At 68.5% G+C, this 23,790-nt stretch carries 23 protein-coding genes; 15 read left to right on the forward strand and 8 right to left on the reverse strand.

The annotated features are described in order from the left end of the window. The 6 genes from ACTIF2_RS00005 to ACTIF2_RS00030 all read left to right on the forward strand — a co-directional run. The coding region (locus ACTIF2_RS00005) for an ABC transporter ATP-binding protein (RefSeq protein ID WP_439494959.1) at positions 1-956 on the forward strand (956 nt) is incomplete at its 5' end. 2 nt (positions 957-958) lie between these two features. After that, complete coding sequence (locus ACTIF2_RS00010; RefSeq protein ID WP_439494960.1) at positions 959-1,876, forward strand: carbohydrate ABC transporter permease; 918 nt, start codon at positions 959-961, stop codon at positions 1,874-1,876. Positions 1,877-2,001: 125 nt separating this feature from the next. Next, positions 2,002-2,766 (forward strand): carbohydrate ABC transporter permease, encoded by a 765-nt coding sequence (locus ACTIF2_RS00015; protein ID WP_439495587.1) that lies wholly within the window; start codon positions 2,002-2,004, stop codon positions 2,764-2,766. Between the two features lie 54 nt (positions 2,767-2,820). Beyond that, a complete protein-coding gene (locus ACTIF2_RS00020) occupies positions 2,821-4,092 on the forward strand; it encodes an ABC transporter substrate-binding protein (protein WP_439494961.1) in 1,272 nt (423 codons plus the stop codon). A gap of 210 nt (positions 4,093-4,302) precedes the next feature. Next, positions 4,303-5,148 (forward strand): phosphodiesterase, encoded by an 846-nt coding sequence (locus tag ACTIF2_RS00025; protein WP_439494962.1) that lies wholly within the window; start codon positions 4,303-4,305, stop codon positions 5,146-5,148. Next, positions 5,141-5,932, forward strand: coding sequence for an inositol monophosphatase family protein (locus tag ACTIF2_RS00030; protein ID WP_439494963.1), 792 nt, complete (start codon positions 5,141-5,143; stop codon positions 5,930-5,932). Before ACTIF2_RS00025 ends, ACTIF2_RS00030 begins: the two co-directional genes overlap by 8 nt. Before the next feature lie 5 nt (positions 5,933-5,937). Here the strand turns inward: ACTIF2_RS00030 and xylB are convergent, their stop codons facing one another. Beyond that, positions 5,938-7,389 carry a xylulokinase gene (gene xylB, locus ACTIF2_RS00035; protein WP_439494964.1) on the reverse strand — a complete coding sequence of 484 codons (1,452 nt, stop codon included), beginning with the start codon at positions 7,387-7,389 and terminating at the stop codon, positions 5,938-5,940. Between the two features lie 6 nt (positions 7,390-7,395). Continuing rightward, entirely contained in the window at positions 7,396-8,343 is a 948-nt protein-coding gene (locus ACTIF2_RS00040) for a sugar-binding transcriptional regulator (protein WP_439494965.1), read from the reverse strand. A 233-nt stretch (positions 8,344-8,576) separates the two neighbouring features. Between ACTIF2_RS00040 and ACTIF2_RS00045 the strand changes: the two genes are divergently transcribed. Beyond that, positions 8,577-9,614 carry a zinc-dependent alcohol dehydrogenase gene (locus tag ACTIF2_RS00045; protein ID WP_439494966.1) on the forward strand — a complete coding sequence of 346 codons (1,038 nt, stop codon included), beginning with the start codon at positions 8,577-8,579 and terminating at the stop codon, positions 9,612-9,614. A 124-nt stretch (positions 9,615-9,738) separates the two neighbouring features. On the opposite strand, the gene hydA is transcribed toward ACTIF2_RS00045, so the two are convergent. From hydA to ACTIF2_RS00075, 6 genes are all read right to left on the reverse strand, one after another. Beyond that, positions 9,739-11,178 (reverse strand): dihydropyrimidinase, encoded by a 1,440-nt coding sequence (hydA, locus tag ACTIF2_RS00050; RefSeq protein ID WP_439494967.1) that lies wholly within the window; start codon positions 11,176-11,178, stop codon positions 9,739-9,741. Between the two features lie 40 nt (positions 11,179-11,218). Next, on the reverse strand, positions 11,219-11,893 hold the full coding sequence (locus ACTIF2_RS00055; RefSeq protein WP_439494968.1) for an amino acid ABC transporter permease: 675 nt from the start codon (positions 11,891-11,893) through the stop codon (positions 11,219-11,221). Next, positions 11,893-12,567: an amino acid ABC transporter permease gene (locus tag ACTIF2_RS00060; RefSeq protein WP_439494969.1), complete on the reverse strand. Its 675-nt coding sequence runs from the start codon at positions 12,565-12,567 to the stop codon at positions 11,893-11,895. Before ACTIF2_RS00060 ends, ACTIF2_RS00055 begins: the two co-directional genes overlap by 1 nt. A 7-nt stretch (positions 12,568-12,574) precedes the next feature. Further along, positions 12,575-13,342 carry an amino acid ABC transporter ATP-binding protein gene (locus ACTIF2_RS00065; RefSeq protein ID WP_439494970.1) on the reverse strand — a complete coding sequence of 256 codons (768 nt, stop codon included), beginning with the start codon at positions 13,340-13,342 and terminating at the stop codon, positions 12,575-12,577. Then, on the reverse strand, positions 13,339-14,214 hold the full coding sequence (locus tag ACTIF2_RS00070; RefSeq protein WP_439494971.1) for a substrate-binding periplasmic protein: 876 nt from the start codon (positions 14,212-14,214) through the stop codon (positions 13,339-13,341). The genes ACTIF2_RS00065 and ACTIF2_RS00070 overlap by 4 nt, the downstream gene beginning before the upstream one ends. 155 nt (positions 14,215-14,369) lie before the next feature. Continuing rightward, complete coding sequence (locus ACTIF2_RS00075; protein WP_439494972.1) at positions 14,370-15,308, reverse strand: LysR family transcriptional regulator; 939 nt, start codon at positions 15,306-15,308, stop codon at positions 14,370-14,372. Positions 15,309-15,428: 120 nt separating this feature from the next. Between ACTIF2_RS00075 and ACTIF2_RS00080 the strand changes: the two genes are divergently transcribed. The 8 genes from ACTIF2_RS00080 to ACTIF2_RS00115 all read left to right on the forward strand — a co-directional run bounded on the left by ACTIF2_RS00080 (position 15,429) and on the right by ACTIF2_RS00115 (position 23,763). Next, positions 15,429-16,526: a DUF917 domain-containing protein gene (locus tag ACTIF2_RS00080; RefSeq protein WP_439494973.1), complete on the forward strand. Its 1,098-nt coding sequence runs from the start codon at positions 15,429-15,431 to the stop codon at positions 16,524-16,526. Positions 16,527-16,654: 128 nt separating this feature from the next. Continuing rightward, positions 16,655-18,004: a dihydroorotase gene (locus tag ACTIF2_RS00085; RefSeq protein WP_439494974.1), complete on the forward strand. Its 1,350-nt coding sequence runs from the start codon at positions 16,655-16,657 to the stop codon at positions 18,002-18,004. A gap of 9 nt (positions 18,005-18,013) precedes the next feature. After that, positions 18,014-19,258, forward strand: a complete 1,245-nt coding sequence (locus ACTIF2_RS00090) for a Zn-dependent hydrolase (protein ID WP_439494975.1) — start codon at positions 18,014-18,016, stop codon at positions 19,256-19,258. 4 nt (positions 19,259-19,262) lie between these two features. Beyond that, entirely contained in the window at positions 19,263-19,934 is a 672-nt protein-coding gene (locus tag ACTIF2_RS00095) for a flavin reductase family protein (RefSeq protein WP_439494976.1), read from the forward strand. Next, a complete protein-coding gene (locus ACTIF2_RS00100; RefSeq protein ID WP_439494977.1) occupies positions 19,931-20,620 on the forward strand; it encodes an aspartate/glutamate racemase family protein in 690 nt (229 codons plus the stop codon). The genes ACTIF2_RS00095 and ACTIF2_RS00100 overlap by 4 nt, the downstream gene beginning before the upstream one ends. Further along, positions 20,617-22,041, forward strand: coding sequence for an FAD-binding oxidoreductase (locus tag ACTIF2_RS00105; RefSeq protein WP_439494978.1), 1,425 nt, complete (start codon positions 20,617-20,619; stop codon positions 22,039-22,041). Before ACTIF2_RS00100 ends, ACTIF2_RS00105 begins: the two co-directional genes overlap by 4 nt. Positions 22,042-22,048: 7 nt before the next feature. Next, on the forward strand, positions 22,049-22,978 hold the full coding sequence (locus ACTIF2_RS00110) for a dihydrodipicolinate synthase family protein (RefSeq protein WP_439494979.1): 930 nt from the start codon (positions 22,049-22,051) through the stop codon (positions 22,976-22,978). Next, entirely contained in the window at positions 22,978-23,763 is a 786-nt protein-coding gene (locus tag ACTIF2_RS00115) for an SDR family oxidoreductase (RefSeq protein ID WP_439494980.1), read from the forward strand. The genes ACTIF2_RS00110 and ACTIF2_RS00115 overlap by 1 nt, the downstream gene beginning before the upstream one ends. The last annotated feature ends 27 nt before the right edge of the window (positions 23,764-23,790 follow it).

A 23,790-nucleotide genomic window follows, 5' to 3' on the forward strand; every position in this document is an offset into this window, starting at 1 on the left:
CAATGGTGTTCCAGAGCTACGCGCTCTATCCGCATATGACGGTGCGCGACAACATCGCCCTGCCTTTGACCATGGCGCGGCTGAAGCTGCGCCAGCGCCTGCCGTTGCTGCGGCTGCTGTCGCGGCAGCGGCGCGAGGTCCTGCGCGGCATCGAGGCCGATGTCGCCGCGGTCGCCGGCCAGCTCCAGCTCGAACATCTGCTCGAGCGCCGCCCGGCCCAGCTCTCCGGCGGCCAGCGCCAGCGCGTCGCGCTCGGCCGCGCGATGGTGCGCAGCCCCGCCGTGTTCCTGATGGACGAGCCGCTCTCCAATCTCGACGCCAAGCTGCGCGTGCACATGCGCACGGAGCTGGCCGAGCTGCACAAGCGCCTGGGCGCGACCTTCATCTATGTGACGCATGACCAGGTCGAGGCGATGACCATGTCGGACCGCGTCGCCATGATGGATAGCGGGCAGGTGCTGCAGCTCGGCACGCCGTCCGAGCTCTACGAAGCCCCGGCCTCGCTGAAGGTGGCGCAGTTCATCGGCAGCCCGGCGATCAATCTTTTGCCGGCGACGGTTGCAGCCTCCGGCAGGGTCGAGCTGTTCGGCCGGCCGCTGTCGCTCGGCGTCGCCGGGGCGCCGGGTGCCGCCGTGACGCTCGGCATCCGGGCGGAAGCGCTGTCGCTCGCCCAGGGCGAGCCCGGCCATGGCGGACGCGCATGGTTCTCGGCGCGCCTGCGCCGCAAGGAGAATCTCGGCTCCGAATATATCCTGCATTTCGACCTCGCCGGCCGCGACGCGCCCGGCGTGACGATGCGCGCGGCGCCGGCGACGGCCGCAACGATCGGCGAGTCGAGCGAGGTCGCGCTGACCTTCGACGAAGCCGCCTGCCATGTCTTCGACGCGGCCGGCCAGCGCCTGGAGACCCGAAGCGGCACTGGTGCGACGCGCTCCGTCATCCCGCTGAGGGCCTGAGGATGAGCGCCGTCTCCGCCAGCGGGACATTCGCCCGGCCGCAGCGCCGGCTCTGGCTCGAACGGCTGACCGGGCTCGGCTTCGTTCTGCCGGCGCTGGTGCTGCTCGTGCTCACCATGCTGCTGCCGCTGGTCGTGCTCTGCATCCTGAGCCTGACCAATTACGAGTTCGGCGCGATCGCCATGGACTGGGTCGGTTTCGCCAATTTCAAGAAGGCGCTGGCCGACCCGATCATCCGCCGCGCAGTGGGCAACACGCTGCTCTATGTGGCGATCGTCGTGCCGGGCGCGGTCTTCGGCGCGCTGCTCATCGCCATCCTGGTGCATGGCCGGCGCAAGACGCGCTCCTTCTACGAGGTGATCTATTTCCTGCCGGTGACCTCGACCCTGATCGCGATGGCGACGGTCTGGCAGTTCCTGCTCCACCCGGCGCTCGGCCCGGTCAACGCCGTGCTGAAATGGCTCGGCTTCGGCCCGGTCGCCTTCCTGAGCGAACCTTCGACGGCGCTCGCCACGCTTGCCGTGATCGGCATCTGGCAGCTCATCGGCTTCAACATGATCCTGTTCCTGGCCGGGCTGACCGCGATCCCGCGCGATCTCTACGAGGCAGCCGAGATCGACGGCTGCACCAGCCCGATCGACCGCTTCCTGACCATCACCTGGCCGTTGCTGGGGCCAACCACGATGTTCGTCATCGTCACCACGATGATCACCGGCTTCAAGGTCTTCGACACGGTGGCGGTGATGACGCGGGGCGGGCCGATCGGCTCGACCGAGGTGCTGCTCTATAACATCTACCTGGAAGGCTTTCAGTATTTCCACACCGGCTATGCGGCAGCGCTGACCTTCGTCTTCCTCGCCTTCATCCTCGTCTTCTCGGTGGCGCAGACCTTCACGCTCGACAAGAAGGTGCATTACTGATGGCGACGATCGACCTCCCAGCCCCCGACCGGGCCGCGATCGCGATCACGCCCGCCGGCGCGGTGGCCCGGCGCCTGCTGTCGCTCGCGTTCACGCATGGGCTGCTGCTCTGCGGCGCCATCTTCATGCTGCTGCCCTTCGTCTGGATGCTGATCACCTCGATCAAGCCGCCGGCCGAGATCTTCAACGCCGAGATCTCGCTCTGGCCGAAGCAGTTCTACGGGGTCGAGAACTACCGTTTCGCGCTGGAGAAGGCGCCGCTGCTGCGCTTTGCGCTGAACGGCGTCATCCTCTGCGTCGGCATCCTGGTGGTGCAGCTCCTGGTCGCGATCCCTTGCGCCTATGCGCTCGCCAAGCTGCGCTTCCCCGGCCGCAACCTGCTCTTCGTGCTGGTGCTGCTCGGCCTGTGCATCCCGGTACAGGTGCCTGCCATGCCGCTCTATATCGCGCTGGCCGAGCTCGGGCTGCTCAACACCTATTTCTCGATGATGGTGCCGTTCTTCCTCTCGGTCTTCGCCATCTTCCTGTTCCGCCAGTTCTTCCGCGGCTTTCCCGACGACATCATCCAGGCGGCCCGGCTCGACGGCATGAGCGAGTTCGAGATCGTCTGGCGGATCGTGACCCCGAGCGCCTGGCCGGCCATCGCCGCCTTCTCGGTGTTCTCGGCCGTGGCACACTGGAACGACCTGTACTGGCCGCTCATCGTCATCTCCGACGCGAAGCTGGCGCCGCCGCCGCTGGGGATGATGTTCTTCGCCGATGCGGAGACCGGCTCGAATTACGGCGCGCTGACGGCGGCGGCGACGATCCTGACCGCGCCGCTCGTCATCGCATTCCTGATCGCAAGACGAAGGTTCATCGACGGCATCACGATGACCGGAGTGAAGTAGCCCAAGCCTGACGCAAGACCATCCATCCAAGACCAGCCACCACGGAGAAGACCCATGAAACGTTTCGGCAGGGCGCTCGCTGCGGCGACGCTCGCCCTCGTCGCCTCGACGGCGGCGCGGGCCCAGGACGTCACCCTCGACGTGCTCTACGCCTTCCCCGCCTTCGCCAAGTTCCACGAGCCGATCGCCGCGGAATTCATGAAGCAGAATCCCAAGATCAAGATCAATTTCCGCGCCCCGGCGGCGAGCTATGACGAGGGGCATCAGACGATGCTGCGTCAGTCCGTCACCAACCAGCTGCCGGACGTGTATTATTCCGGCTTCCACCTGCTGACCGAGCTGGTCGAGTCGCTCGACAAGCGCAAGCAGATCGTCGATCTCGGGCCGATGCTCGCAGCCGAGCCGGAGGCCTGGCGCAAGGCGAATTATTCGGACGCGCTGCTCTCGCTCGGCCAGGTCAACGGCAAGCAGTCGGGCCTCGCCTTCAACGCCTCGACCCCGCTGATGTATTTCAACGCCGACCTGGTGAAGAAGGCCGGTGGCGATCCCGAGAAGATGCCCGACACCTGGACCGACCTGCTGGCGCTGGCCAAAAAGATCCGCAGCGGCGACACGGCCGGCCTCGCCTACAACATCCATGACTGGCCGGATGACTGGCTGTGGCGCGGCATGGTCCTGCAGGGCGGCACGCCTCTGCTCAGCGCGGACGGAAAGAAGGTCGCCTTCGGCGGCGAGACCGGCGAGACGATCCTCGCGACGCTGCGCAGCTTCGTCAGCGATGGCGGCATGCCGCTGATCGACTGGGACCAGTCGCGCCAGCAGTTCATCGCCGGCAAGATCGGCATCTTCTTCGACACGCCGGCGCGGCTGCGCCAGGTCACGGATCTCGTCGGCGAGCGCTTCACGCTGAAGACCGCGCTCTTCCCCGTCGACAACAAGGAGAAGGGCACGCTGCCGACCGGCGGCAACGCGGCCCTGATCACCGCCAAGGACCCGGCCAAGCAGAAGGCGGCCTGGGAGTTCATCAAGTTCGTCACCGGCCCCGAGGCCCAGAAGATCGTGGTCGAGACCGCCGGCTACATGCCGACGAACCTGCGCGCTGGCGAGGACGCTTTCCTCGGCCCGTTCTACAAGGAGAACGCGAATTTCCGCACGATCAACGGCCAGGTCTCGCGCGCCGCGCCGTGGCAGGGCTATCCGGGCGGCAACTCGGTCCGGATCTGGCGCCAGCAGCGCGAGGTCGTCTCCGGCGTGATGCGCGGCGAGATCGCGCCCAAGGCGGGCATCGAGCGCATCGTCTCCGAGACCGAAGCGCTGATGAAGTGAACGAGGCTTCTTAAGGCCGAACGCCATCGCCACCCGGCCTCGCTGCCGGGTGGTATATCTTTCGAGCCCTCATCCTGAGGAGCGGACGAAGTCCGCGTCTCGAAGGATGATCCAGAGCGCACTGGCTGCATCCTTCGAGACGCCGCTTACGCGGCTCCTCAGGATGAGGGCTGAGGTTACAGGCAGCCACTTTCTCTCGAAGGTCCTTCAATGATCATCGCCCAGCTCAGCGATTTCCATGCCCGCCCCGTCGGCCGCCCCGCCTATGGCGATATCGACACCAATGCCGCGATCCGGCGGGCGGTCGACGCCGTCCTGGCGATGGAGCCGCGTCCCGACTGCGTGCTGGTCACCGGGGACCTCACCGATTGCGGCCTGCCCGAGGAATACGAGATCGTGCGCGAGGCGCTCGCGGCGCTGCCGATGCCGGTCTATGCCGTGCCGGGCAATCACGACCGGCGCGAGAGTTTCGCGCAGGTGCTCGGCGCCAGCCATGGCTATCTGCCGAAGGCGGGCTTCCTGCACTACACGGTCGAGGATTTTCCGGTTCGCCTGATCGGGCTCGACACCGTCATCGCCGGCCAGGATGGGGGCGAGATCTGCGCCGAGCGCGAGGCCTGGCTGGCCGGGCGCCTGGCTGAAGGGAACGGGCGGCCGACCGTCATCTTCATGCATCACCCGCCCTTCCGCGTCGCCGTCGACGGCATGGACGTCATGCCCTGCCGGGTCTCGCCGGGTTTTGCCGCGCTGATCGCGCGCCATTCCGAGATCGAGCGGGTAATTTGCGGCCATTACCACCGCCCGATCCAGCGGCGTTTCGCGGGCACGATCGGCTATGTCGCGCCGGGCACCGCGCATCAGGTGGCGCTCGACCTGCGGCCCGGCCGCGAGAACCGCCTGATCATGGAGCCGCCGGCCTTCGCGCTGCATGTCTGGGATGCCGAGGCCGGGCTCGTCAGCCATTTGCAGCCAATCGGCGATTTCGGCCCGATCCGTGATTTCATCGCCGACCCGGACTATCCCGGCCAGGCCCAGCCGGTGGCCGCTCATGCCTGATCCGCAAATATCCTCGCTGCTCGGCCCGGCCGATGCGCTGGCCCGCGAGGCCGGCGAACTGCTGGTGCGCATGCAGGGCGAGCAGCTCGCAGTCGCCCGCAAGGAATTGCGCGACGTCGTCACCGCCGCCGACCTCGCCTCGGAGAAGCTGGTCATCAATGGCTTGCGCCGGCTCACGCCGGATGCAGCGATCCTGTCGGAGGAGGCCGGTTTCAGCGGCTCCAAGGATGCCGCGCGCTGGATCATCGATCCGCTCGACGGCACGGTGAACTATGCCAGCGGCCTGCCTTGGTTCTCGGTGACGATGGCCTATCAGGTTGCGGGCCGGACCGTGCTCGGCCTCACCCATGCGCCGCTCGCCGGGATCGTGGCGCGCTACGCGGAGGGCGGCGTCGCGACCGTCAACGACCGCCCGGCCCATGTCTCCGGCACCGCCTCGCTCGCTGATGCCGTCGTCTCGGTCGTGCTGACCTCGCATTACACCACCGAGGAGGTGGCACGGACCAGCGACGTCATCCGCCGGCTCGCCGGGATCACGCGGGGCGTGCGCATCGTCGTCTCGGGCGGGCTCGAAATGTCGCTGGTCGCGGCCGGACGGCTCGACGCCTTCATCGGCCTCAAGGCCGACATCGTCTCGCATGCCGCGGCGATGCCGCTGGTGCGCGCCGCGGGCGGACGGGTCACGACCCTCGACGGACGCGAGGCCGGCGACGACGACCTCGAGAAGATCGCCTCGAACGGTCTGATCCATGACGAGTTGCTGGAGGCGATCCGCGGCGCTTGAATGCTTCAGCGCAGCATGAGGTGGCGCTCGTAGCCGCGACGCTTATGCGCGAGCGCCTCGGCCAGCGCCGCCTCCGGGGCGATCTCGACGCCGCGTTCGCCGCCTATCCCGTCCGCCAGCAACGGGCCGCCGATGCCGAGACGGGCGAGGCGGGCGGCGCCCAAAGCGGGGCCGATCGCTGCGCTGTCCGAGACCGCCAGCGGCATGCCGATCGCACTGGCGACGAGGCGCGCCCAGAGCCGGCTGCGGGCTCCGCCGCCAACGAGCGCGAGCTGCCGGACCGGGGCACCGGAGGAAGCGAGCGCGGCGTGACATTCTCCCAGCGCCAGCGCCACGCCTTCCAACACCGCCTGCACCAGATGCAGCGGGGTCGTCGCCATGGTGAGACCCGAGAAGGCGCCGGTCAGCGCCGCATCGTCATGGGGCGTGCGTTCGCCGGCGAGATAGGGCGTGAAGACCGGCGTATCCGCAATAGTGAGCCCAGCCGCCTCGACCTCGCGCATGAGCCGCGGAATGTCGCTCGCCCCGACCAGCGAAGCCACCCAGGCGAGCGCCGCGCCGGCGCTGAGCACGCAGCCATTCTGCCCAAAAAGCCCGCCGACGGCGTGGCGGTGGGTGTGCATGCCCTGGTCGCGCGCCGGAAGAAAGCGATCATTGGCGAGGAAATAGACGCCCGAGGTGCCGAGGCTGATCGAGGCGGAACCAGCAGCGACGACGCCGGCGCCGACCGCGCCGCACATGTTGTCGCCGGCGCCACCGACAATCGGCAGGCCGGCGCGCAGGCCCCAGCGGCGGGTGAGGCCGGGCAGCAGCGTCCCGCCAATCTCGTGACAGGCGAGAAGAGCCGGCATCCTGTCCTCGTCGAGCCCGCAGGCGGCGAGCAGCTCCGGACTCCAGCACCGCGCCCGCGTGTCCATGAGCAGCGTGGCGCTGGCATCGGCATGGTCGCTGGCGGCGACGCCCGTCAGCTTCAGCCGGATATAGTCCTTGGGCAGGAGGATGCGCCGGGTCCGTGCCAGGGTTTCCGGCTCATGCCGGGCGAGCCAGAGCAGTTTCGGCGCCGGAAAACCCGGCATCGCCCGGCAACCGACCAAGCCGGCGAAATCGGGGACGGCAGCTTCGATCTCGGCGCATTCACGGGTGGCGCGGCCATCGTTCCAGAGCAGGGCCGGGCGCAGCGGTCGATCCGCCGCGTCGAGGCAGGCGACGCCGAGCATCTGTCCGGAGAGGCCCGCCGCCGCCACGGCGGCCATGCGCTTCGGCTCGGTCGCCGCCAAGGCGTCGAGCGTCGTCGCGACGGCCTGCCACCAATCCTCCGGCTCCTGCTCGCACCAGAGCGGCCGCGGGCGCGAGACGGTGAGCGGAGCGGTCGCCTCCGCCACGATCCTGTCCCGCTCGTCGACGAGCACCGATTTGACGCCGGAAGTGCCGAGATCGATGCCGAGGACCAGGGCCATCGGGGCTCAGCCGCGCAGCAGCTTCAGCGCGGCAGAAGCGGTCCGCTCGTCAGTGACCAGCACCGAGGCGAGCCGAGCCCGTATTGCGGCCGCGATGATGGCGGCCTTGTTGAGCCCGCCCGAGGCGAGGATCACGGTCGGGATGCGGCGCATGGCATCATGCGGCAGGGCGATGGCACGGCGGTTGATCGGGTGGTCGATCGGATTGCCTTCGGCGTCGATGAACTGGCCGAGCATGTCGCCGACGGCGCCCCGCGCCGCCAGTTCCTCCGGCCGCACGTCCTTCGGCAGCCCGTAGCGGACGAGCAGCGAGCGCTCGGTCAAATCGCCGGCGCTGAGCACGGCGATATCGACCGCCCGGATGCGGGCGAAAGCCTCCTCGAAGACATCCTGGGCCAGGATGGTGTCGCGCGACTGCGGCGTGCCGGCATAGATCGGCGCGGCGAGGTAATGGCATTCGGCCTGCCAGCGCCGGGCCAGCCCGCTGGCGATCTCGAAGGTGTTGAGCTCGATGCCGTAGGTCAGGCCGCCCATCATCGAGGTGACCTGCATCTGCGGGTACTGGCCGGAACGGACATGGCGGATCGTCTCCCGCAAGGTGCCGCCCCAGCCGACGCCGAAGCCGCCATGCGGCCGCTCCTCGACCATCCGCGAGATCAGCTCGCCCGCGGCGCGGCCGATCAGCGCCGGCACCTGCTCGGCCTTGGCCGGCGTGGGCACCACCACCGCCTCGCGCAGGCCGCCCTCCTCGACCAGCGCGCGCTCCAGGCGCACGCAGCTCTCGAGGCGGGAATTGATGGTGATGTTGACGAGGCCGCTGCTGCGCGCCTCGACCAGCAGGCGATTGACCCTGAGGCGCGTCATCTTGAGGCGGTCGGCGATCTCCGCCTGGGTCAGCCCCTCCATGTAATAGAGCCATGCGGCTCGGACCTGGGTCTGTGCATCGTCCGGCATCGCAGCTCCGTGGGCGATCGTCGCATCGGGACCGCGCGGCGGCGGCCGGATTACATTTGCCTTGACCGGAATACATCAGTCGGGAGGCCGACCACAATGCAATCGCGCGCCGCGCCCGAACCCCGCTCCACGCATGTCCCGGCACCTGATGAGTCGGGTTGACCAAAACTAATGTAAGATACAGAATACATTTGTAGAAGGCGTTTCTCACCGCCTGGAGTCTCGACCCCGACATGTCCCGAGCCGTCTTTCTCCACGCTCCCGGCGATGCGCGCGTCGCGCCCTTCAACCTGCGCGAGGGCGCGCCGGGCGAGACGCTGCTCGACGTGGCGGCCGTCGGGCTCTGCGGCAGCGACCTGCACTACTACAAGGATGGCGGCATCGGCGCGGCGGCGATCAGCGAGCCCTTCGTGCCCGGCCACGAGTTCGGCGGCTGGCTGACAGAGGATCTGCCGGAGCTCGGGCTGGCGCGCGGCGCCCTCGTCGCGGTCGATCCCAACCATGCCTGCGGCCATTGCGACCATTGCCATGCCGGCCATCCCAATCTTTGCCCGAATGTCGCCTTCATCGGCGCACCGCCCCATCATGGCGCGATGACCGAGCGGATCTGGGTGCCGCGCTCGCTGATCGTGCCGGTGCCGCAGGATTTCACGCCGCTCGACGCAGTGATGCTGGAGCCGCTGGGCGTCGCGATCCATGCCGTCGATCTCGCCAGGCCGAAGCTGCTGGAACGCGTGGCGCTGGTCGGCTGCGGGCCGATCGGGCTGCTCATCCTCCAGGTCCTGAAGGCGGTCGGCGCCGGCGAGGTCCTGGCCTGCGATCCCCTGCCCCATCGCCGGGCGCTCGCCCTGAAGCTCGGCGCGGCAAAAGCCGGCGCCAGCGTCGAGGACATCGCTGAATGGACGCGCGGTGAAGGCATGCCGCTGGTGATCGAGGCGACGAACGCGCCGGAAGGATTTCGCGATGCGGTGCGCGCCGCGCGGATCGGCGGGCGCATCGTGCTCGTCGGCATCCCTGATGGCGATACCTATACGCTGCCCGCCTCGGAGGCGCGGCGGCGCGGCCTCTCGATCAAGTTCTCGCGGCGCATGGGCCATGTCTATCCGCGCGCGATCGAACTCGTCGCGCGCGGCAAGGTCGATGTCGAGGCCGTGGTCAGCCACCGCTTCACGCTGGAAGAGACGCCCGACGCCTTCCGCCGGCATGCCGAAAACGAAAGCGGCATGGTGAAGAGCCTGATCTATCCGCGGGGCGTGCCGGCATATCTGTAAAACGCTGAGGTCATCCTGGGCGACCGAAGGGAGACCCGGGATCCATGCCTGAACGGAATGCGTTCCGGATAGACCCCGGCTCTGTGCCGCTGACGCAGCTTGGCCGGGATGACGCCGATGCGGTCTATGAGAACGGATCGAACGGCGTCGGGAAGCGGCCGGTCGGGGCGATCTCCGGATAGGCCGACCGCATCAGCAGCCGGCCGTCGCCCGGCTCGGCGAGCACCTGCGTCCCGTCGAAGATCAGGCGGCCGCGCTGATAGGTGGCGACGGGATAGCCCTGCAGCTCGAGCCCTTCATAGGGCGTGTAGTCGCTGCCGTGATGCTGCAGGGCATTGGTCAGGCAGACGCGCTTCTTGGGATCGAGCAGCACGATATCGGCGTCCGCGCCGAGCGCGATCGCGCCCTTGCGCGGCGCCAACCCGAAGCGGCGCGCCGGATTGGTCGAGACGATGGAGACGAAGGTCCGCAGGTCGATGCGACCCTTGGCGACCCCTTCCGAATAGAGGATCGGCAGGCGCGCGGCGAGACCGGGCACGCCATTGGGGATCTTGTTGAACGGCGCCGCCTCGCCATGCTGCTTCTTGCCGCGCGGATCGTCGAAACGCAGCGGCGAGTGGTCGGAAGAGACGATGTCGATCACGCCGTCGCGGATGAACTGCCACAACGCCTCGCGATCGGCCGGCTGGCGCAGAGCCGGCGAGATCATGAACTTGGCGCCCTCGAAGCCGGGCCTGTCCATGTCGGCCTCGCCGAGCACGAGATATTGCGTGCAGGTCTCGGCCCAGGCCTTCTGGCCACGCGCCTGGGCGCGCGCCACCTCCTCGCCCGATTGCGCGCCGGAGACGTGAAAGATCTGGAGCGGCGCGTCGAGCGCCTCGGCCAATGCCAGGATGCGGTGCGTCGCCTCGCGCTCGACCACCATCGGCTTGGCCCAGGCGAGATGGCGCGGCGCGGTCAGCCCCGCCGCCAGCAGCGCCTGCGTCAGCCAGCCGATCAGCTCGTGATGCTCGGCATGGACGCAGACCAGCGCGCCGGCTCGCCTTGCGGCGGCGAGCACCTGCAGGATCTGCGCGTCGCCGAGCCGGTTGCTCTCATAGGTCATGAAGACCTTCACCGAGCGGTGCCCGGCCTCGACCAGCGCCGGCAATTCGCGCTCCAGCACGTCAGGCGTCGGGTCGTTGACCAGGAGATGGAAGCCATGGTCGATCCGGGCCTGTTTCGCCTTCTCGGCATAGGACGCGACGGCCTGCGCCAGCGAGCCGCCGCGGATCTGCGGTGCGTGGCAGACGACCGTGGTCGTGCCGCCGGCTGCGGCCGAGGCGGTGCCGCTGGCGAAACCGTCGGCGATATCGGCGCCGGAGGAGAAGGGCTGATCGAGATGGACATGGCTGTCGACGCCGCCGGGAAGCACGAGCAGCCCCTTGGCGTCGACACTCTCGCGGCCGCGCAGATTCGTCCCGATCCCGGCGATCAGCCCGTCCCTGACGCCGATGTCGCACATTGCGATCTCGGTCGCGGTCACCGCCGTTCCGCCGCGAATGACCAGATCATACTCGCTCATGACGGATCTCCGGGTCGGCCGGCGCTCATCCGGACAGTGCTCATCCCGCTTGGGCGACCGCCTTGTTCTGCAGCCGCGACACCATGCGCACGAAGGGCCAGAACATCAGGAAATAGACGATCGCGACCGCAACCAGCGGCGTCGGATTGTAGAGCAGGCCCTGCGCCAATTGGGCCGAGCGCAGCAGCTCCTGCAAGGCGACGGCCGAGGCGATCGAGGTCTGCTTGACCAGCTCGACCGTGTTGCTGATCAGGTCGGGCAGGACGTTCCGCGTGCCCTGCGGCACCACGACATAGGTCATGCTCTGGCGCCAGGTCAGACCGGTCGAACGCGCCGCCTCGCGCTGGCCCTTCGGCACGGATTCGATGCCGGCCCGGAAGATCTCGGCGAAATAGCTCGAGCCGTTGAGCGTCAGCGCCAGCACCGCGGCCGTGAATTCATGCAGCTTCAGCCCGAGGAAGGGCAGACCGAAGAAGATGAAGATCAGCAGCACCAGCGGCGGGATCGCCCGCAGCACGTCGACATAGGCGACGAGCAGCATGCGCAGCAGCTTGCTCTGCGAATCCTGGGCCATGGCGATGGCAACGCCGCAGGCGACCGAGAGCGGCACGGCGACCGCGGCGAGCCCGAGCGTCATCCACAGGCCCTGCAACAGCAGCGGCCAGACCTGCTTCAGGACGTCGATATTGAAGAATGTCGTGACGAGATCGTCCATCACGACCTCGGATGGGCATAGGCGCGCTCGAGCCAGCGCGTGAAACGCACGAAGGGCAGGAACAGCAGCAGGAAGAGCAGCGCGCCGACGGTCAGCGCGGTCGGGTTGGCGACGTTGGACTGGATGCTCGAGGTGACGTTGAGCAATTCGGGCACCGCCACGACCGAGCCGAGCGTCGTGCCCTTGCTGATCCCGATGGCGCGGTTGGTCAAAGGCGGGATCGAGATGCGCACGACCTGCGGCAGGATGATATAGGCGAGCGTCTGGTTGAAGCCGAGGCCGGTCGAGCGCCCGGCCTCCCACTGCCCCTTCGAGACCGCGTTGATGCCGGCCCAGAAGATCTCCTCGCAAAAGGCCGAGAGCACGATCGCGAGCGCGACGACCGTCGCGGTGAAGGGCTCCAGCACCAGCCCGAAATAGGGCAGCGCGAAATAGGCCAGCACGATCAGCACGAGCTGCGGGATCGAGCGGAAGAAATCGATATAGAGGATGATCAGCGCGTTGAGCGGCTTGAAGCCGTAGAGGCGCAGGATGGCGATCACCAGGCCGAGCGGGATGCCGATCAGCACGGTCAGCACCGACATCTGGATGGTGATGAAGAAACCGCGCAGGATATCCGGCCAATAGGCCGCCATCAGCGAGAAATCGAAGAAATAGCGGATGATCTGATCCATGCGCCCGTCAGGCCCTCGAACGGGTGACGAAGTCGCGGATGCGCTGGTGCTGCGGCGAGACCAGGATCTCCTGCGGCGTGCCTTCCGCCAGGACGGCGCCATGGTCCATGAACACGACGCGATCGGCGACATCGCGCGCGAAATGCATCTCATGGGTCACGACGATCATGGTCATGCCCATCTCCTTGGTGCGGACCATGACGTTGAGCACCTCGCCGACGAGCTCCGGATCGAGCGCCGAGGTCGGCTCGTCGAAAAGCATGACCTGCGGCTCCAACGCCATGGCGCGGGCGATGCCGACGCGCTGCTGCTGGCCGCCCGAGAGCTCCGCCGGATGGGAGTCGGCCTTGTGCGAGAGTCCGACCAGTTCGAGATGATGACGAGCCTTTTCCTCGGCCTCGGCCTTGCCCAGCCCGACGACCTTGCGCAGCGCGAGCGTGACGTTCCCCAGCGCCGTCTTGTGCGGGTAGAGGTTGATGCCCTGGAAGACCATGCCGATGCGCCGGCGCAGCAGGTTGAGATCGACCTTGGAGCCGGTCACTTCCTCGCCGCCGACGCGGATCGTGCCCGCAGTCGGCTCTTCCAGACGGTTGATGCAGCGCAGGCAGGTGCTCTTGCCCGAACCGGACGAGCCGACGATGACGACGGCCTCGCCCTTGTTGACCCGGAGGTCGACGCCGCGCAGAACCTCGACATCGCCGAAGCTCTTGCGCAGGCCGGCGATCTCGACGATCGCCTGTCCGGGCGCGGGCGCCGCTTCAGCCGCTGCGCTCACTGGCAGGTGGCCTTGTGCGGCGTGGCGTCATAGCCCTCGAAATCCGGCGCACCGACGCCCGGATAGACCTTGTCTATGGACGAGCCGGCATCCGGCTTCACGCCGAACCATTTCTCGTGGATCTTGGCGAGCGTGCCGTCGGTCTTGATGCATTCGAGCGCCGCCTCGACCTTGGCGCGGAAAGCCGCATCCTCCTTGCGGAAGGCGATGCCGAAATTGCGGCCGCTATCGAGCACGAAGGCGACCTCGGCGGTCGGGGTCTGGGTCGCGACATAGCGTGAGACCGGCACGTCGGCGACATTGGCGAAGGCGCGGCCGATCATCACCGCCTGCACGGCGTCGGCGTTCTTGTTGTAGCGCTGGATGGTGTAGCCGTATTTGGCCTCGTTGTCGGTCAGCCACTTGTCCGAGATCGAGCCGTTATTGACGGTCACGGCCTTGCCCTTCAGCTCCTCCAGATTGGCGATCTTGCCGCCCTTCTTGACGAGGAAGCCGAGGCCGGTCGGCATATAGGGCTCGCTGAACAGCATCTGCTGGGCGCGCTCCGGCGTGATGTTGGTCGGCGCCGGGATCATCTCGTAGCGCTTCGAGAACAGGCCGGCGAAGATCGCCGAGAAGTTGGAATCGGTGACCTCGACGCCGGGGCGGCCAAGCTGCTTCGCCAGCGCCGCCGACATGTCGTAGGTGAAGCCGGTGGTCTCGCCGGTCGCGGTCTTGAAGCAGAACGGCGCGAAGCCGAGATCGCAGGCGACCTTGAGCTTTTCATTAGCCGGATGATCGGCGTCCTGGGCGAGCACCGGCGTGGCGAGAAGAGCCGCGACCGCAAAGCCCCGGACAGCGGCGCGCGCTGCGTTGACCGACAAAAATCTCATGATCCTGCTCCCGTTCGACGCCGCGATCCCACGCAGCGAATGGCGCACCGGGATTGCCGCGCCCTTCGCTTGCAACAATCCGGCCAACCCGAAGCCGAACTCTATCAGCGGCAATTCATGCCTTACCAATCACATATTGTCGGGGGTCCATAATCTCATGTTAAGTCGGTCGGGATGGAATCGGCCGGCTCGCCGCCCTCCGGAGGGGGCGGCGGCACGAGATCGCGCAGGATGTCGACGAAGGCGCGGGCGGTGCGCGACAGCGGCTCGTAGCGCAGGGTCAGCAAATGAGCGCGCACCCGCGTGATCGGCGCGAGCGGGCGCGAGACCAGCTCGGGCCAGGTCCGCCCGCGCAGCACGAACTCATCGACGACGGCGACGCCTGCGCCAGCCCGGACCATGGCGCAGGCGACCGGCGTGAAGCGGACGACGGTGCTGACCTTGATCGGCTCGGGGCTCGAGGCCAAAGCCTGCTCCACGATGTAGCCATAGGGCGTCTGCGGGCCGAAGCCGATCAGCGGGTAGGGCGCGATATCGGCCGGCCTGACGACCCGCAAGCGCGCCAGCGGATGGTCGCGCGGCATGATCGCCATCAGCCGCCCCTCGGTCATCACCTGCGACTGGATGGTCGGCTCGTCGACCGGCAGGACGGAGACGCCGAGATCGGCGCGGGCGCTAGTGATCTTGGCGATGACCTCGAGCAGGGTCAGGATCTCGAACTCGACGCGCAGATCCGGGAAGCGCTGGCGCAGCCGCGCGATCGCGTCCGGCACCATGGTCTGGCCGACGCTCGGGCTGGCGACGATGCGGACCGAGCCGGTGCCGCGCTCGCGCAGTTCCTCGGCGAGCTCGTTGACGCGCAGCACGCCCTGATGGACCTGGTCGACCTCGGTGAAGAGCCGGCGCGCCTCCGGCGTCGGCTGGATGCGGCCGCGCACGCGCTCGAACAGGCGCAGCTCCAGCCTGTCCTCGGTATAGGCCAGGAGCCGGCTGATCGCCGGCTGAGAGACGGAGAGCAGCCGCGCGGCGCCGCTGATCGAGCCGGTGATCATGATGGCGCGGAAGACTTCGAGCTGGCGCAGGTTCAATCGCATGCGAATAACGTCCGGTTATGGCTGCTGGCTGAATTAGCATATTTTCTTGGGCGCGCAGTCCTCTAGTCTCGCTGGAAACCGGCCAGCCGGCCGGCGAACGCGTGCGAGCGAGGCTGGGCGATGGGACGCTTTCTGACGATCAAGGATGTCGAGGCGGCGATCGCCGGCGGATCGATCTTCGCGGCCGGCGGCGGCGGCTGGGCCGATCACGGCCGCATGCTCGGCACGGCCGCGGTGCTGTCCGGCCGGCCCGAGTTGGTCTCGATCGAGGATGCGCCCGACGACGCGATCATCGCCACCGCGGCAGCCATCGGCGCGCCGGCGGGCACGACCGAATGGGAGATGCTCGGCGTCGACTATGTCCGCGCCGTCCAGCTGCTGCAGGAGGCGCTCGGCAAGCCGGTCTACGGCCTGATCATCGGCCAGAACGGCATGTCGAGCACGCTCAACGCCTGGCTGCCGAGCGCCCTGCTCGGCGTCAAGGTGATCGATGCCGTCGGCGACATCCGGGCCCATCCGACCGGCGACATGGGCTCGATCGGCCTCGCCAACAGTCCCGAGCAAACGATCCAGGTCGCGGTCGGCGGCAACCGCGCCAAGAACTCCTATATCGAGCTGGTGACGCGCGGCGCGACCGCCAAGGTCTCGCCGATCCTGCGCACCGCCTCCGACATGTCCGGCGGCTTCATCGCCTCCTGCCGCAACCCGGTTCCGGCCTCCTATGTCCGCAAGCACGCGGCGCTGGGCGGCATCTCGATGGCGCTGGCGCTGGGCGAGCGCATCCTCGCCGCGACGGGCAAGGGCGGCTCGGCCGTCATCGACGCGATCTGCGACCAGACCGGCGGCTCGATCATCGGACGCGGGCCGGTGGCGCGCAAGGCCGTGCAATACACGACCGAGGCCTTCGACATCGGCACCATCCAGGTCGGCTCCGGCCCGACGGCGCGCATCCTCCATGTCATGAACGAATATATGGCGGTGACCGATCCCGACGGCGCGCGGCTCGCCAGCTACCCCGACGTGATCACCACGCTCGACAGTGACGGCAAGCCGGTCAGCGTCGGCCATATCAGCGAGGGCATGGAGCTTTCGATCCTGCGCATCGCCAAGGACAAGATCCCGCTCAGCTCGAGCGTCACCGATCCAAGCGTCTATCCCGTAGTCGAGAGGGCGCTCGGCATCGACCTGACGGGCTATGCGCTCGGCAAGGCGGTCTAGTCGCCTGCCGTTTCGTCAAATAACAGCCCGTTATGGGCGACGGCAGAATTGGTATGTTTGGCTTTGGAGCCGAGCCGCTATCGTGACGCCGCGCCGACAGGCAAGCCATCTCAAGCGGATATCAGACCATGAGTGATTTCGATCTCGTCCTTCGCGGCAACGTCGTCCTGTCCGACCGGATCATCGAGGACGGCTATGTCGCCGTCAGCGGCGACAAGGTCGGCAAGGTCGGCTCCGGCACGCCGCCTTCGGCGCGCGAGACCCAGGATTTCCGCGGCCAGTGGATCATCCCCGGCGTGATCGACGGCCAGGTCCATTCCGGCAGCCAGGCCAATCACGAGGGCATCGGGATGTGCTCGCGGGCGGCGGCGGCCGGCGGCGTCACCGTGATGGTCGACATGCCCTATGACGAGCCCGAGCCGGTCACCAATGCCAAGCTCTTCAACGAGAAGGTCGCGGTCGTCGAGCGCGACGCCCATGTCGATGTCGCGCTCTATGCCACGATCACCATCGAGAACGGGCTGCATGCAATTCCGGGCCTGGTCGAAGCCGGCGCCTGCGCCTTCAAGTTCTCGACCTTCGAGGCCAACCCAACCCGCTTCCCGCGCATCGGCGACGACACGATCTACGAGGCCTTCAGGCTGATCGAGCCGACCGGCCTGCTCTGCGGCGTGCACAACCAGGACCAGGAGATGACGCGCCGGAACATCGCGCGCCTGATCGAGGCCGGCGATACCGGGCAGGACGCCTTCCTGCGCGCCCATACGCCGCTGGTCGAGAACCTCGCCACCGCGCGCGTCTACGAGATCGGCGCCGAGACCGGCGCGCGGGCGCATGCCGTGCATGTCTCGACCTCGCGCGGCTTCGAGATCTGCAACCTCTACAAGCGCGCCGGCCACAAGGCGACGATCGAGAGCTGCGTGCAGTATTTCATGCTCAATGCCGAGGAGCACGGGCCGCGCTTCGGCGCCAAGATCAAGCACTACCCGCCGATCCGGCCGAAGGCCGAGAGCGAGCTGCTCTGGAGCCATCTCGCCGCCGGCCATTGCGACTTCATCTCCTCCGACCACGTCTCCTGGGGGCTGGAAAAGAAGGGCGATCCCAACATCTTCAAGAACACCTCGGGCGGGCCGGGCATCGAAACCCTCTTGCCGGCATTGTGGACCGGCTGCGAGGAGCGCGGCATCTCGCCGACCATGGCGGTGAAGCAGCTCTGCGAGGGCCCGGCCAAGGCTTTCCTGCTCGCCGACAAGGGCCGCCTCGCCCCCGGTGCCGACGCCGACATCGTCGTGCTCGAGCCCGGCCGCTTCATCCACGACCCGAGCAAGAGCCTCGCCGCGGTGAAATGGAGTTCCTTCGAGGGCCGCGAGTTCCGCGTGCGGGTGGCGGCGACCTATGTCCGCGGCGCCCTCGCCTGGGACGGCTCGCAGATCCGCAACAAGGCCGGCGACGGCCATTTCCTGCGCCCCGCAGCGTAAGCGGCGGCGATGTCGATCGACGCAGACCGGCTGTGGCGGCGCATCGAGGCGCTGTCGAAGCTCACCGATCCCGACCGGCCCTGGACGCGGCGCTCCTTCAGGCCGCGCTTCCTCGAAGGGCGTGAATGGCTGGCGGCGGAGTTCCGCACCGCGGGGCTGGCGACCGGCATCGATGCCGGCGGCAACCTGGTCGGCCGGCTCGCCGGAGCCGACCCGTCGCTGAAGCCGATCATCCTCGGCTCGCATTCGGACACCGTGCCCTCGGGCGGCCGCTATGACGGCATCCTCGGCGTGCTCGCCGGGCTCGAAGTGGCGCAGAGCTTCATCGAGCGCGGCGACCGGCTGCGGCATTCGCTGGAGATCTACGACTTCCTCGCCGAGGAGCCGAGCGAGTTCGGCTTGTCCTGCATCGGCAGCCGCGCGCTTGCAGGCGCGCTCACCGGGGCGCAGCTGGCGATGACCCGGCCGGACGGGATGACGCTCCGCGAGGGCATCGCCTATGTCGGCGGGCGGCCGGACGAGCTCGGCTCGGTGCGCCGCGGCCCCGACAGCGTCGCGGCCTATGTCGAGGTTCATATCGAGCAGGGCCGCGTGCTCGAGAACGAGGGCGTCGCGATCGGCGTCGTCACCGACATCGTCGGCATCAGGCGCGAGCGCATCACCATCACCGGTCGGGCCGACCATGCCGGTGCGACGCCGATGCCGCTGCGCGCCGATGCGCTGGTCGGCGCCGCGAAGCTGATCGAGGCCGCCTATCAACGCGCCAGCGCGCGCTCGCGGGATGCGCAGCCGCTGGTCGCCACCGTCGGCCGCATCGAGGTCAGCCCCAACGCCGCCAATGCCGTGCCGGGCGAGGCGGTGCTGATCCTGGAGGCACGTTCCGGCGACGAGGCTGCCGTGAAGCTCTTCGGCGAAACCCTGGTGCGCGACCTGACACCGGAGCTCGCGAAGCTGCGCCTGCATGTCGCCTCGGAGCCTATCAGCAGCGTCTCGCCCACCGCCTGCGCACCGGCAGTGCGCGCGGCGATCGCCCAGGCGGCCGCCTCGCTCGGACTGTCCTCGCGCGAAATGCCGAGCGGCGCCGGCCATGACGGCATGTTCGTCGCGGCCGCCGGCCCGATCGGCATGATCTTCGTGCCCTGCCGCGACGGCCGCAGCCACGCGCCCGAAGAGGCGATCGAGCCGCATCAGGCGGCGGACGGGGCGCGCGTGCTGGCGGAGACCGTGCGCCTGCTCGACGCGACGCTCGGTTGACGCGATGGAATGGGCCGTCAACGACCTCGCCGAGCGCGACCTCTATAAGCTCCTCGTCAACACCGTGCTGCCGCGCCCGATCGCGCTCGTCACCACGGTGAACGCGCAGGGGCGCGCCAATGCCGCGCCGTTCAGCTTCTTCAACGTCTTCAGCCATGCGCCGCCGCTCGTCGTGCTCGGCATCGAGGGGCGCGCCGGCGGCGAGGCCGTGCTGAAAGACACGATGCGCAACATCCGGGCGACCGGCAGCTTCGTCGTCAATCTCGTCGACCGGGCGCTGGTCGAGGCGATGCAGGTCTGCGCCATCGATTTTCCGGGCGATGTCGACGAGATCGCCGCCGCCGGTCTCGAGACCGCGCCGAGCCGCCAGGTCATCGCGCCGCGTCTTACGCAGTCGCCCGTCCAGCTCGAATGCCGCGAGACCGTCTCGCTCTCGCTCGGCACGCGCGACCGCAACCTCGTGGTCGGCGAGATCCAGCATCTGCATATCCGCGACGGCATCGTCGACGAGCGGCTGCATGTCGATATCGACAAGCTCGACCTGGTCGGCCGCCTGCATGGCGCCGACTGGTACGTCACCCTGCGCGACCGCTTCCAGGCGCCGCGCCAGACGCTGGAGAGCTGGCGCGCGCGGCAGGCCGCCGCCTCCGCCAAGCCCGAAGGAGAGACCCGATGAGCGGCACGATCTATGTCATCAACCCGAACTCGAACCAGGGGGTGACGGCAGGCATCGACGCTGCCGTGGCGCCCTTGCGCTCCACCGATGGCCCGGCGATCGAATGCCTGACCCTGGCCGAGGGGCCTCCCGGCATCCAGTCGCAACGCGATGTCGACGGGCTGGTCTCGCCCCTGCTGAAGCGGGCGGCGGCGCTGGAGAACGATGCGGCCGCCTTCGTCATCGCCTGTTTCTCCGATCCCGGCATGCATTCCCTGCGCGAGCAGAGCGAGCGGCCGGTGCTCGGCATCGCCGAATGCGGCGTCCTGACCGCGATGACGCTCGGCCAGCGCTTCGGCGTGATCGCCATCCTGCCCGCCTCGGTGCCGCGCCATCTGCGCTATTTCGGCGCGATGGGCGTGATGGACCGTTGCGCCGGCGATCTCCCGGTCGGCCTGACCGTCGCCGAACTCGCCGATGACGGGCGCACCATGGGCCGCATGACCGATGTCGGGCGCACGCTGCGCGACACCCATCATGCCGATGTGCTGGTCATGGGCTGCGCCGGCATGGCGCGCTTCCGCGAGCCGCTCGAGAAGGAGCTCGGCGTGCCGGTGGTCGAGCCGACCCAGGCGGCCGTGACCATGGCGATCGGCCGGGCCCGGCTCGGCTGGGGCGGGCGAACGCTGCGGGGGACGGCGGCGTGAGCGAGCTGATCGTTTCCCTCGCCGCGATCGTCGGCGAGGCGCATGTCCTGACCGACGCAGACACACAGGCGCCCTATCTCACGGACTGGCTCGGTAAATATCGCGGCGCCGCCGCGGCGATCGTCCGGCCTGGCTCGACCGAGGAGGTCGCCGCCGTGATGGCGCTCTGCGCCGAGCGCAAGGTCCCGGTGGTGCCGCAAGGCGGCAATACCAGCATGTCCGGCGGCGCGACCCCCGACGCGTCTGGGCAGGCCATCGTGCTGTCGCTGACCCGGATGAACCGGATCAGGGCGATCGACAGCATCGGCAACACGATGACCGTCGAGGCCGGCGTCGTCCTCGCCAAAGTCCAGGAGGCGGCGCAGGCGGCCGAGCGCTTCTTTCCGCTCAGCCTCGGCGCGGAGGGAAGCTGCACGATTGGCGGCAATCTCGCGGCCAATGCCGGCGGCGTCGCGGTGCTACGCTACGGCACGATGCGCGAGCTGACGCTCGGGCTCGAAGTCGTGCTGCCGGACGGACGGATCTGGGACGGGCTGACCGCGCTGCGCAAGGACAATACTGGCTACGCGCTGCGCGACCTCTTCATCGGCTCGGAAGGGACGCTCGGAATCATCACCGGCGCCGTGCTGAAACTCTTCCCGCGGCCGACGGCGCGAGCGACGGCCTTCGTCGCCATCGACGATGCGAGCGCGGCGCTCGCCCTGCTCTCTTCGGTGCGGGCGCGCTGCGGCGACCGGCTGACGGCCTTTGAGTTCATGACCGGCGATTGCCTCGCCCTGATCCTGCACCACATCGCGGATGCGCGGCTGCCGCTTGGCGCGATGCCACCCGCCGCCGTGCTGATCGAGCTCTCGGACGCCGATGACGAACCGGCGCTGACGCGGCGGCTGGAGGGCGCGCTGACCGAGGCCCTGGAGGCGGGGGGCGCGCTCGACGCCGCCATCGCCCAGGACGGGACGCAAGCGAAAGCCTTCTGGCGCATCCGCGAGGGCGTCTCGGAAACGCTGGTGCGGGCCGGCAAGGCGGCAAAGCACGACGTCTCGGTGCCGGTCGCCGCCATGGCCGATTTCGTCGCGGCGGCGAATGCGGCCGTGAGCGCCGTCCTGCCGGGCATCCGGCCGATCGTCTTCGGCCATCTCGGCGACGGCAACCTGCACTACAACCTGCTGCCGCCTGCCTATCTCGACGAGGACGAATTCGCGGCACAGGCGCCGGGCCTGACCCGCATCGTCCATGACGAGACGCGCAAGCGGCGTGGCTCGATCAGCGCCGAGCACGGCATCGGCCAGCTGCGCGTCTCGGAGATGCCGCGCTGCAAGGCGCCGATCGAGCTCGAGCTGATGGCGTCACTCAAGCGGCTGTTCGATCCGGACGGCCGGCTGAACCCCGGCAAACTCCTGCCCCACCCCACCGAGACCTGAGGATATCATGACCCTGCTGGATGAAGGCGCGAAGGGCGTCTATGTGATCGCGGTCACGCCGTTCACCGAGGATGGCGCGCTCGACCTGCCGAGCGCCGACCGGATGGTCGATTTCTATCTGGAGAAGGGCGCGACCGGGCTGACCGTGCTCGGCATGATGGGCGAGGCGCCGAAGCTGACCGCGGACGAATCGCGCAGCTTCGTGCGGCGCGTGCTGGCGCGCGTGAACGGCCGCGTGCCGGTCGTCGCCGGTGTCTCGGCGGCCGGTTTCGCAGCGATGGCCGAGCTGAGCGAGAGCGTGATGGGCGACGGCGCAGCCGGCGTCATGGTGGCGCCGCCGGCAACATTGCGGACCGATGATCAGATCGTCTCCTATTACGACATGGTCGCCAGGACGCTGGGGCCGAAGACGCCCTTCGTGCTGCAGGATTTTCCGCTCGCGACCAACGTGCAGATCGCGCCTTCGGTGATCCTGCGCATCGTCGAGGCGCAGCCGAGCTGCGTGATGCTGAAGCACGAGGACTGGCCGGGCCTCGCCAAGATCGCGGCGCTGCGCGCGGCCAGCGACAAGGGCGCACGGCGGATTTCGATCCTCGCCGGCAATGGCGGGCTGTTCCTGCCGGAGGAGCTCTCGCGCGGCGCCGATGGCGCGATGACCGGCTTCGCCTATCCGGAGATGATGGTCGACGTCTGGAAGGCGCATGCGGCCGGCCAGGTCGAGCGGGCGCATGACCTGTTCGACGCCTATCTGCCGCTGGCTCGCTACGAGCAGCAGCCCGGTCATGGGCTCGCCATCCGCAAATATCTGCTCGCCAAGCGCGGCGCGATCGCGTCTGGTGCGCTTCGCAAACCCGGCTCGACCCTTTCGGGCGCCGACATCGCCGATATCGAACGCCTCGTCGCACGGCAGACGCGGCGACTGCAGGAGATCAACTGATGGATCTAGGCCTTTCCGGAAAGCGCGCCTTGGTGCTCGGCGCCAGCCGCGGCCTCGGCGCGACGATCGCGCAGAGCCTTGCGGCGGAGGGCGCGACAGTGATCGCCGCCGCCCGCAACCAGGAGGCGCTCGCCGCCTGGATCGCCGCGCTGCCGACAGAACAGCGCGGCCGGGTCAGCGCCGCGAAGCTGGACCTCGCCGATATCGCCTCGGTCGATGCGCTGGCCAAGCAACTGATCACTGAGGGCGGCGTCGACATCCTGATCGGCAATTCCGGCGGCCCGCCGCCCGGCGAGGCGCGCGAGGCCAAGCGCGCCGACTGGCTGACGCATTTCGAGGCGATGGCCGCCAACCTGTTCCACCTCGTCCAGCAGCTCGTGCCCGGCATGACCGAGCGCGGCTGGGGCCGGATCGTCAGCATCGTCTCGTCCGGCATCGAGCAGCCGATCCCGCGCCTCGCGCTCTCCAACGGCATCCGCGCCGCCGTGGTCGGCTGGTCGAAGACGCTGGCGGCCGAGGTCGCGAGCCAGGGCGTGACGGTGAATGTCGTCCTGCCCGGGCGGATCCATACCGAGCGCGTCGACCAGCTCGACGACGCCGCGGCGAACCGGACGGGATCGTCGCGCGAGGCGGTCAGCAAGGCCTCGATCGCGACGATCCCCGCCGGCCGCTATGGTCAGCCGCAGGAATTCGCCGATGTCGTGACCTTCCTCGCGAGCGAGCGGGCGTCCTATGTCACCGGCGCCAAGATCCGCGTCGATGGCGGGCTGATCAGAGGGATCTGACCGGCCCCGGCCCGACCCGTCGTCGCG

It is taken from the genome of Allobosea sp. (assembly GCF_051860145.1).
In the GTDB taxonomy this organism is placed as follows: Bacteria; Pseudomonadota; Alphaproteobacteria; order Rhizobiales; family Beijerinckiaceae; genus Allobosea.

Excerpts from the sequence above, each read along its gene's own strand:
- ACTIF2_RS00115 (WP_439494980.1), top strand. The coding sequence starts at position 22,978 with ATGGATCTAGGCCTTTCCGGAAAGCGCGCCTTGGTGCTCGGCGCCAGC.
- ACTIF2_RS00070 (WP_439494971.1), bottom strand. The coding sequence starts at position 14,214 with ATGAGATTTTTGTCGGTCAACGCAGCGCGCGCCGCTGTCCGGGGCTTT.
- ACTIF2_RS00015 (WP_439495587.1), top strand. The coding sequence starts at position 2,002 with ATGCTGCTGCCCTTCGTCTGGATGCTGATCACCTCGATCAAGCCGCCG.
- ACTIF2_RS00085 (WP_439494974.1), top strand. The coding sequence starts at position 16,655 with ATGAGTGATTTCGATCTCGTCCTTCGCGGCAACGTCGTCCTGTCCGAC.
- ACTIF2_RS00045 (WP_439494966.1), top strand. The coding sequence starts at position 8,577 with ATGTCCCGAGCCGTCTTTCTCCACGCTCCCGGCGATGCGCGCGTCGCG.
- ACTIF2_RS00100 (WP_439494977.1), top strand. The coding sequence starts at position 19,931 with ATGAGCGGCACGATCTATGTCATCAACCCGAACTCGAACCAGGGGGTG.
- ACTIF2_RS00090 (WP_439494975.1), top strand. The coding sequence starts at position 18,014 with ATGTCGATCGACGCAGACCGGCTGTGGCGGCGCATCGAGGCGCTGTCG.
- ACTIF2_RS00075 (WP_439494972.1), bottom strand. The coding sequence starts at position 15,308 with ATGCGATTGAACCTGCGCCAGCTCGAAGTCTTCCGCGCCATCATGATC.
- ACTIF2_RS00110 (WP_439494979.1), top strand. The coding sequence starts at position 22,049 with ATGACCCTGCTGGATGAAGGCGCGAAGGGCGTCTATGTGATCGCGGTC.
- xylB (WP_439494964.1), bottom strand. The coding sequence starts at position 7,389 with ATGGCCCTGGTCCTCGGCATCGATCTCGGCACTTCCGGCGTCAAATCG.
- ACTIF2_RS00010 (WP_439494960.1), top strand. The coding sequence starts at position 959 with ATGAGCGCCGTCTCCGCCAGCGGGACATTCGCCCGGCCGCAGCGCCGG.
- ACTIF2_RS00080 (WP_439494973.1), top strand. The coding sequence starts at position 15,429 with ATGGGACGCTTTCTGACGATCAAGGATGTCGAGGCGGCGATCGCCGGC.
- ACTIF2_RS00030 (WP_439494963.1), top strand. The coding sequence starts at position 5,141 with ATGCCTGATCCGCAAATATCCTCGCTGCTCGGCCCGGCCGATGCGCTG.
- ACTIF2_RS00040 (WP_439494965.1), bottom strand. The coding sequence starts at position 8,343 with ATGCCGGACGATGCACAGACCCAGGTCCGAGCCGCATGGCTCTATTAC.
- ACTIF2_RS00095 (WP_439494976.1), top strand. The coding sequence starts at position 19,263 with ATGGAATGGGCCGTCAACGACCTCGCCGAGCGCGACCTCTATAAGCTC.
- ACTIF2_RS00020 (WP_439494961.1), top strand. The coding sequence starts at position 2,821 with ATGAAACGTTTCGGCAGGGCGCTCGCTGCGGCGACGCTCGCCCTCGTC.
- ACTIF2_RS00060 (WP_439494969.1), bottom strand. The coding sequence starts at position 12,567 with ATGGATCAGATCATCCGCTATTTCTTCGATTTCTCGCTGATGGCGGCC.
- hydA (WP_439494967.1), bottom strand. The coding sequence starts at position 11,178 with ATGAGCGAGTATGATCTGGTCATTCGCGGCGGAACGGCGGTGACCGCG.
- ACTIF2_RS00025 (WP_439494962.1), top strand. The coding sequence starts at position 4,303 with ATGATCATCGCCCAGCTCAGCGATTTCCATGCCCGCCCCGTCGGCCGC.
- ACTIF2_RS00055 (WP_439494968.1), bottom strand. The coding sequence starts at position 11,893 with ATGGACGATCTCGTCACGACATTCTTCAATATCGACGTCCTGAAGCAG.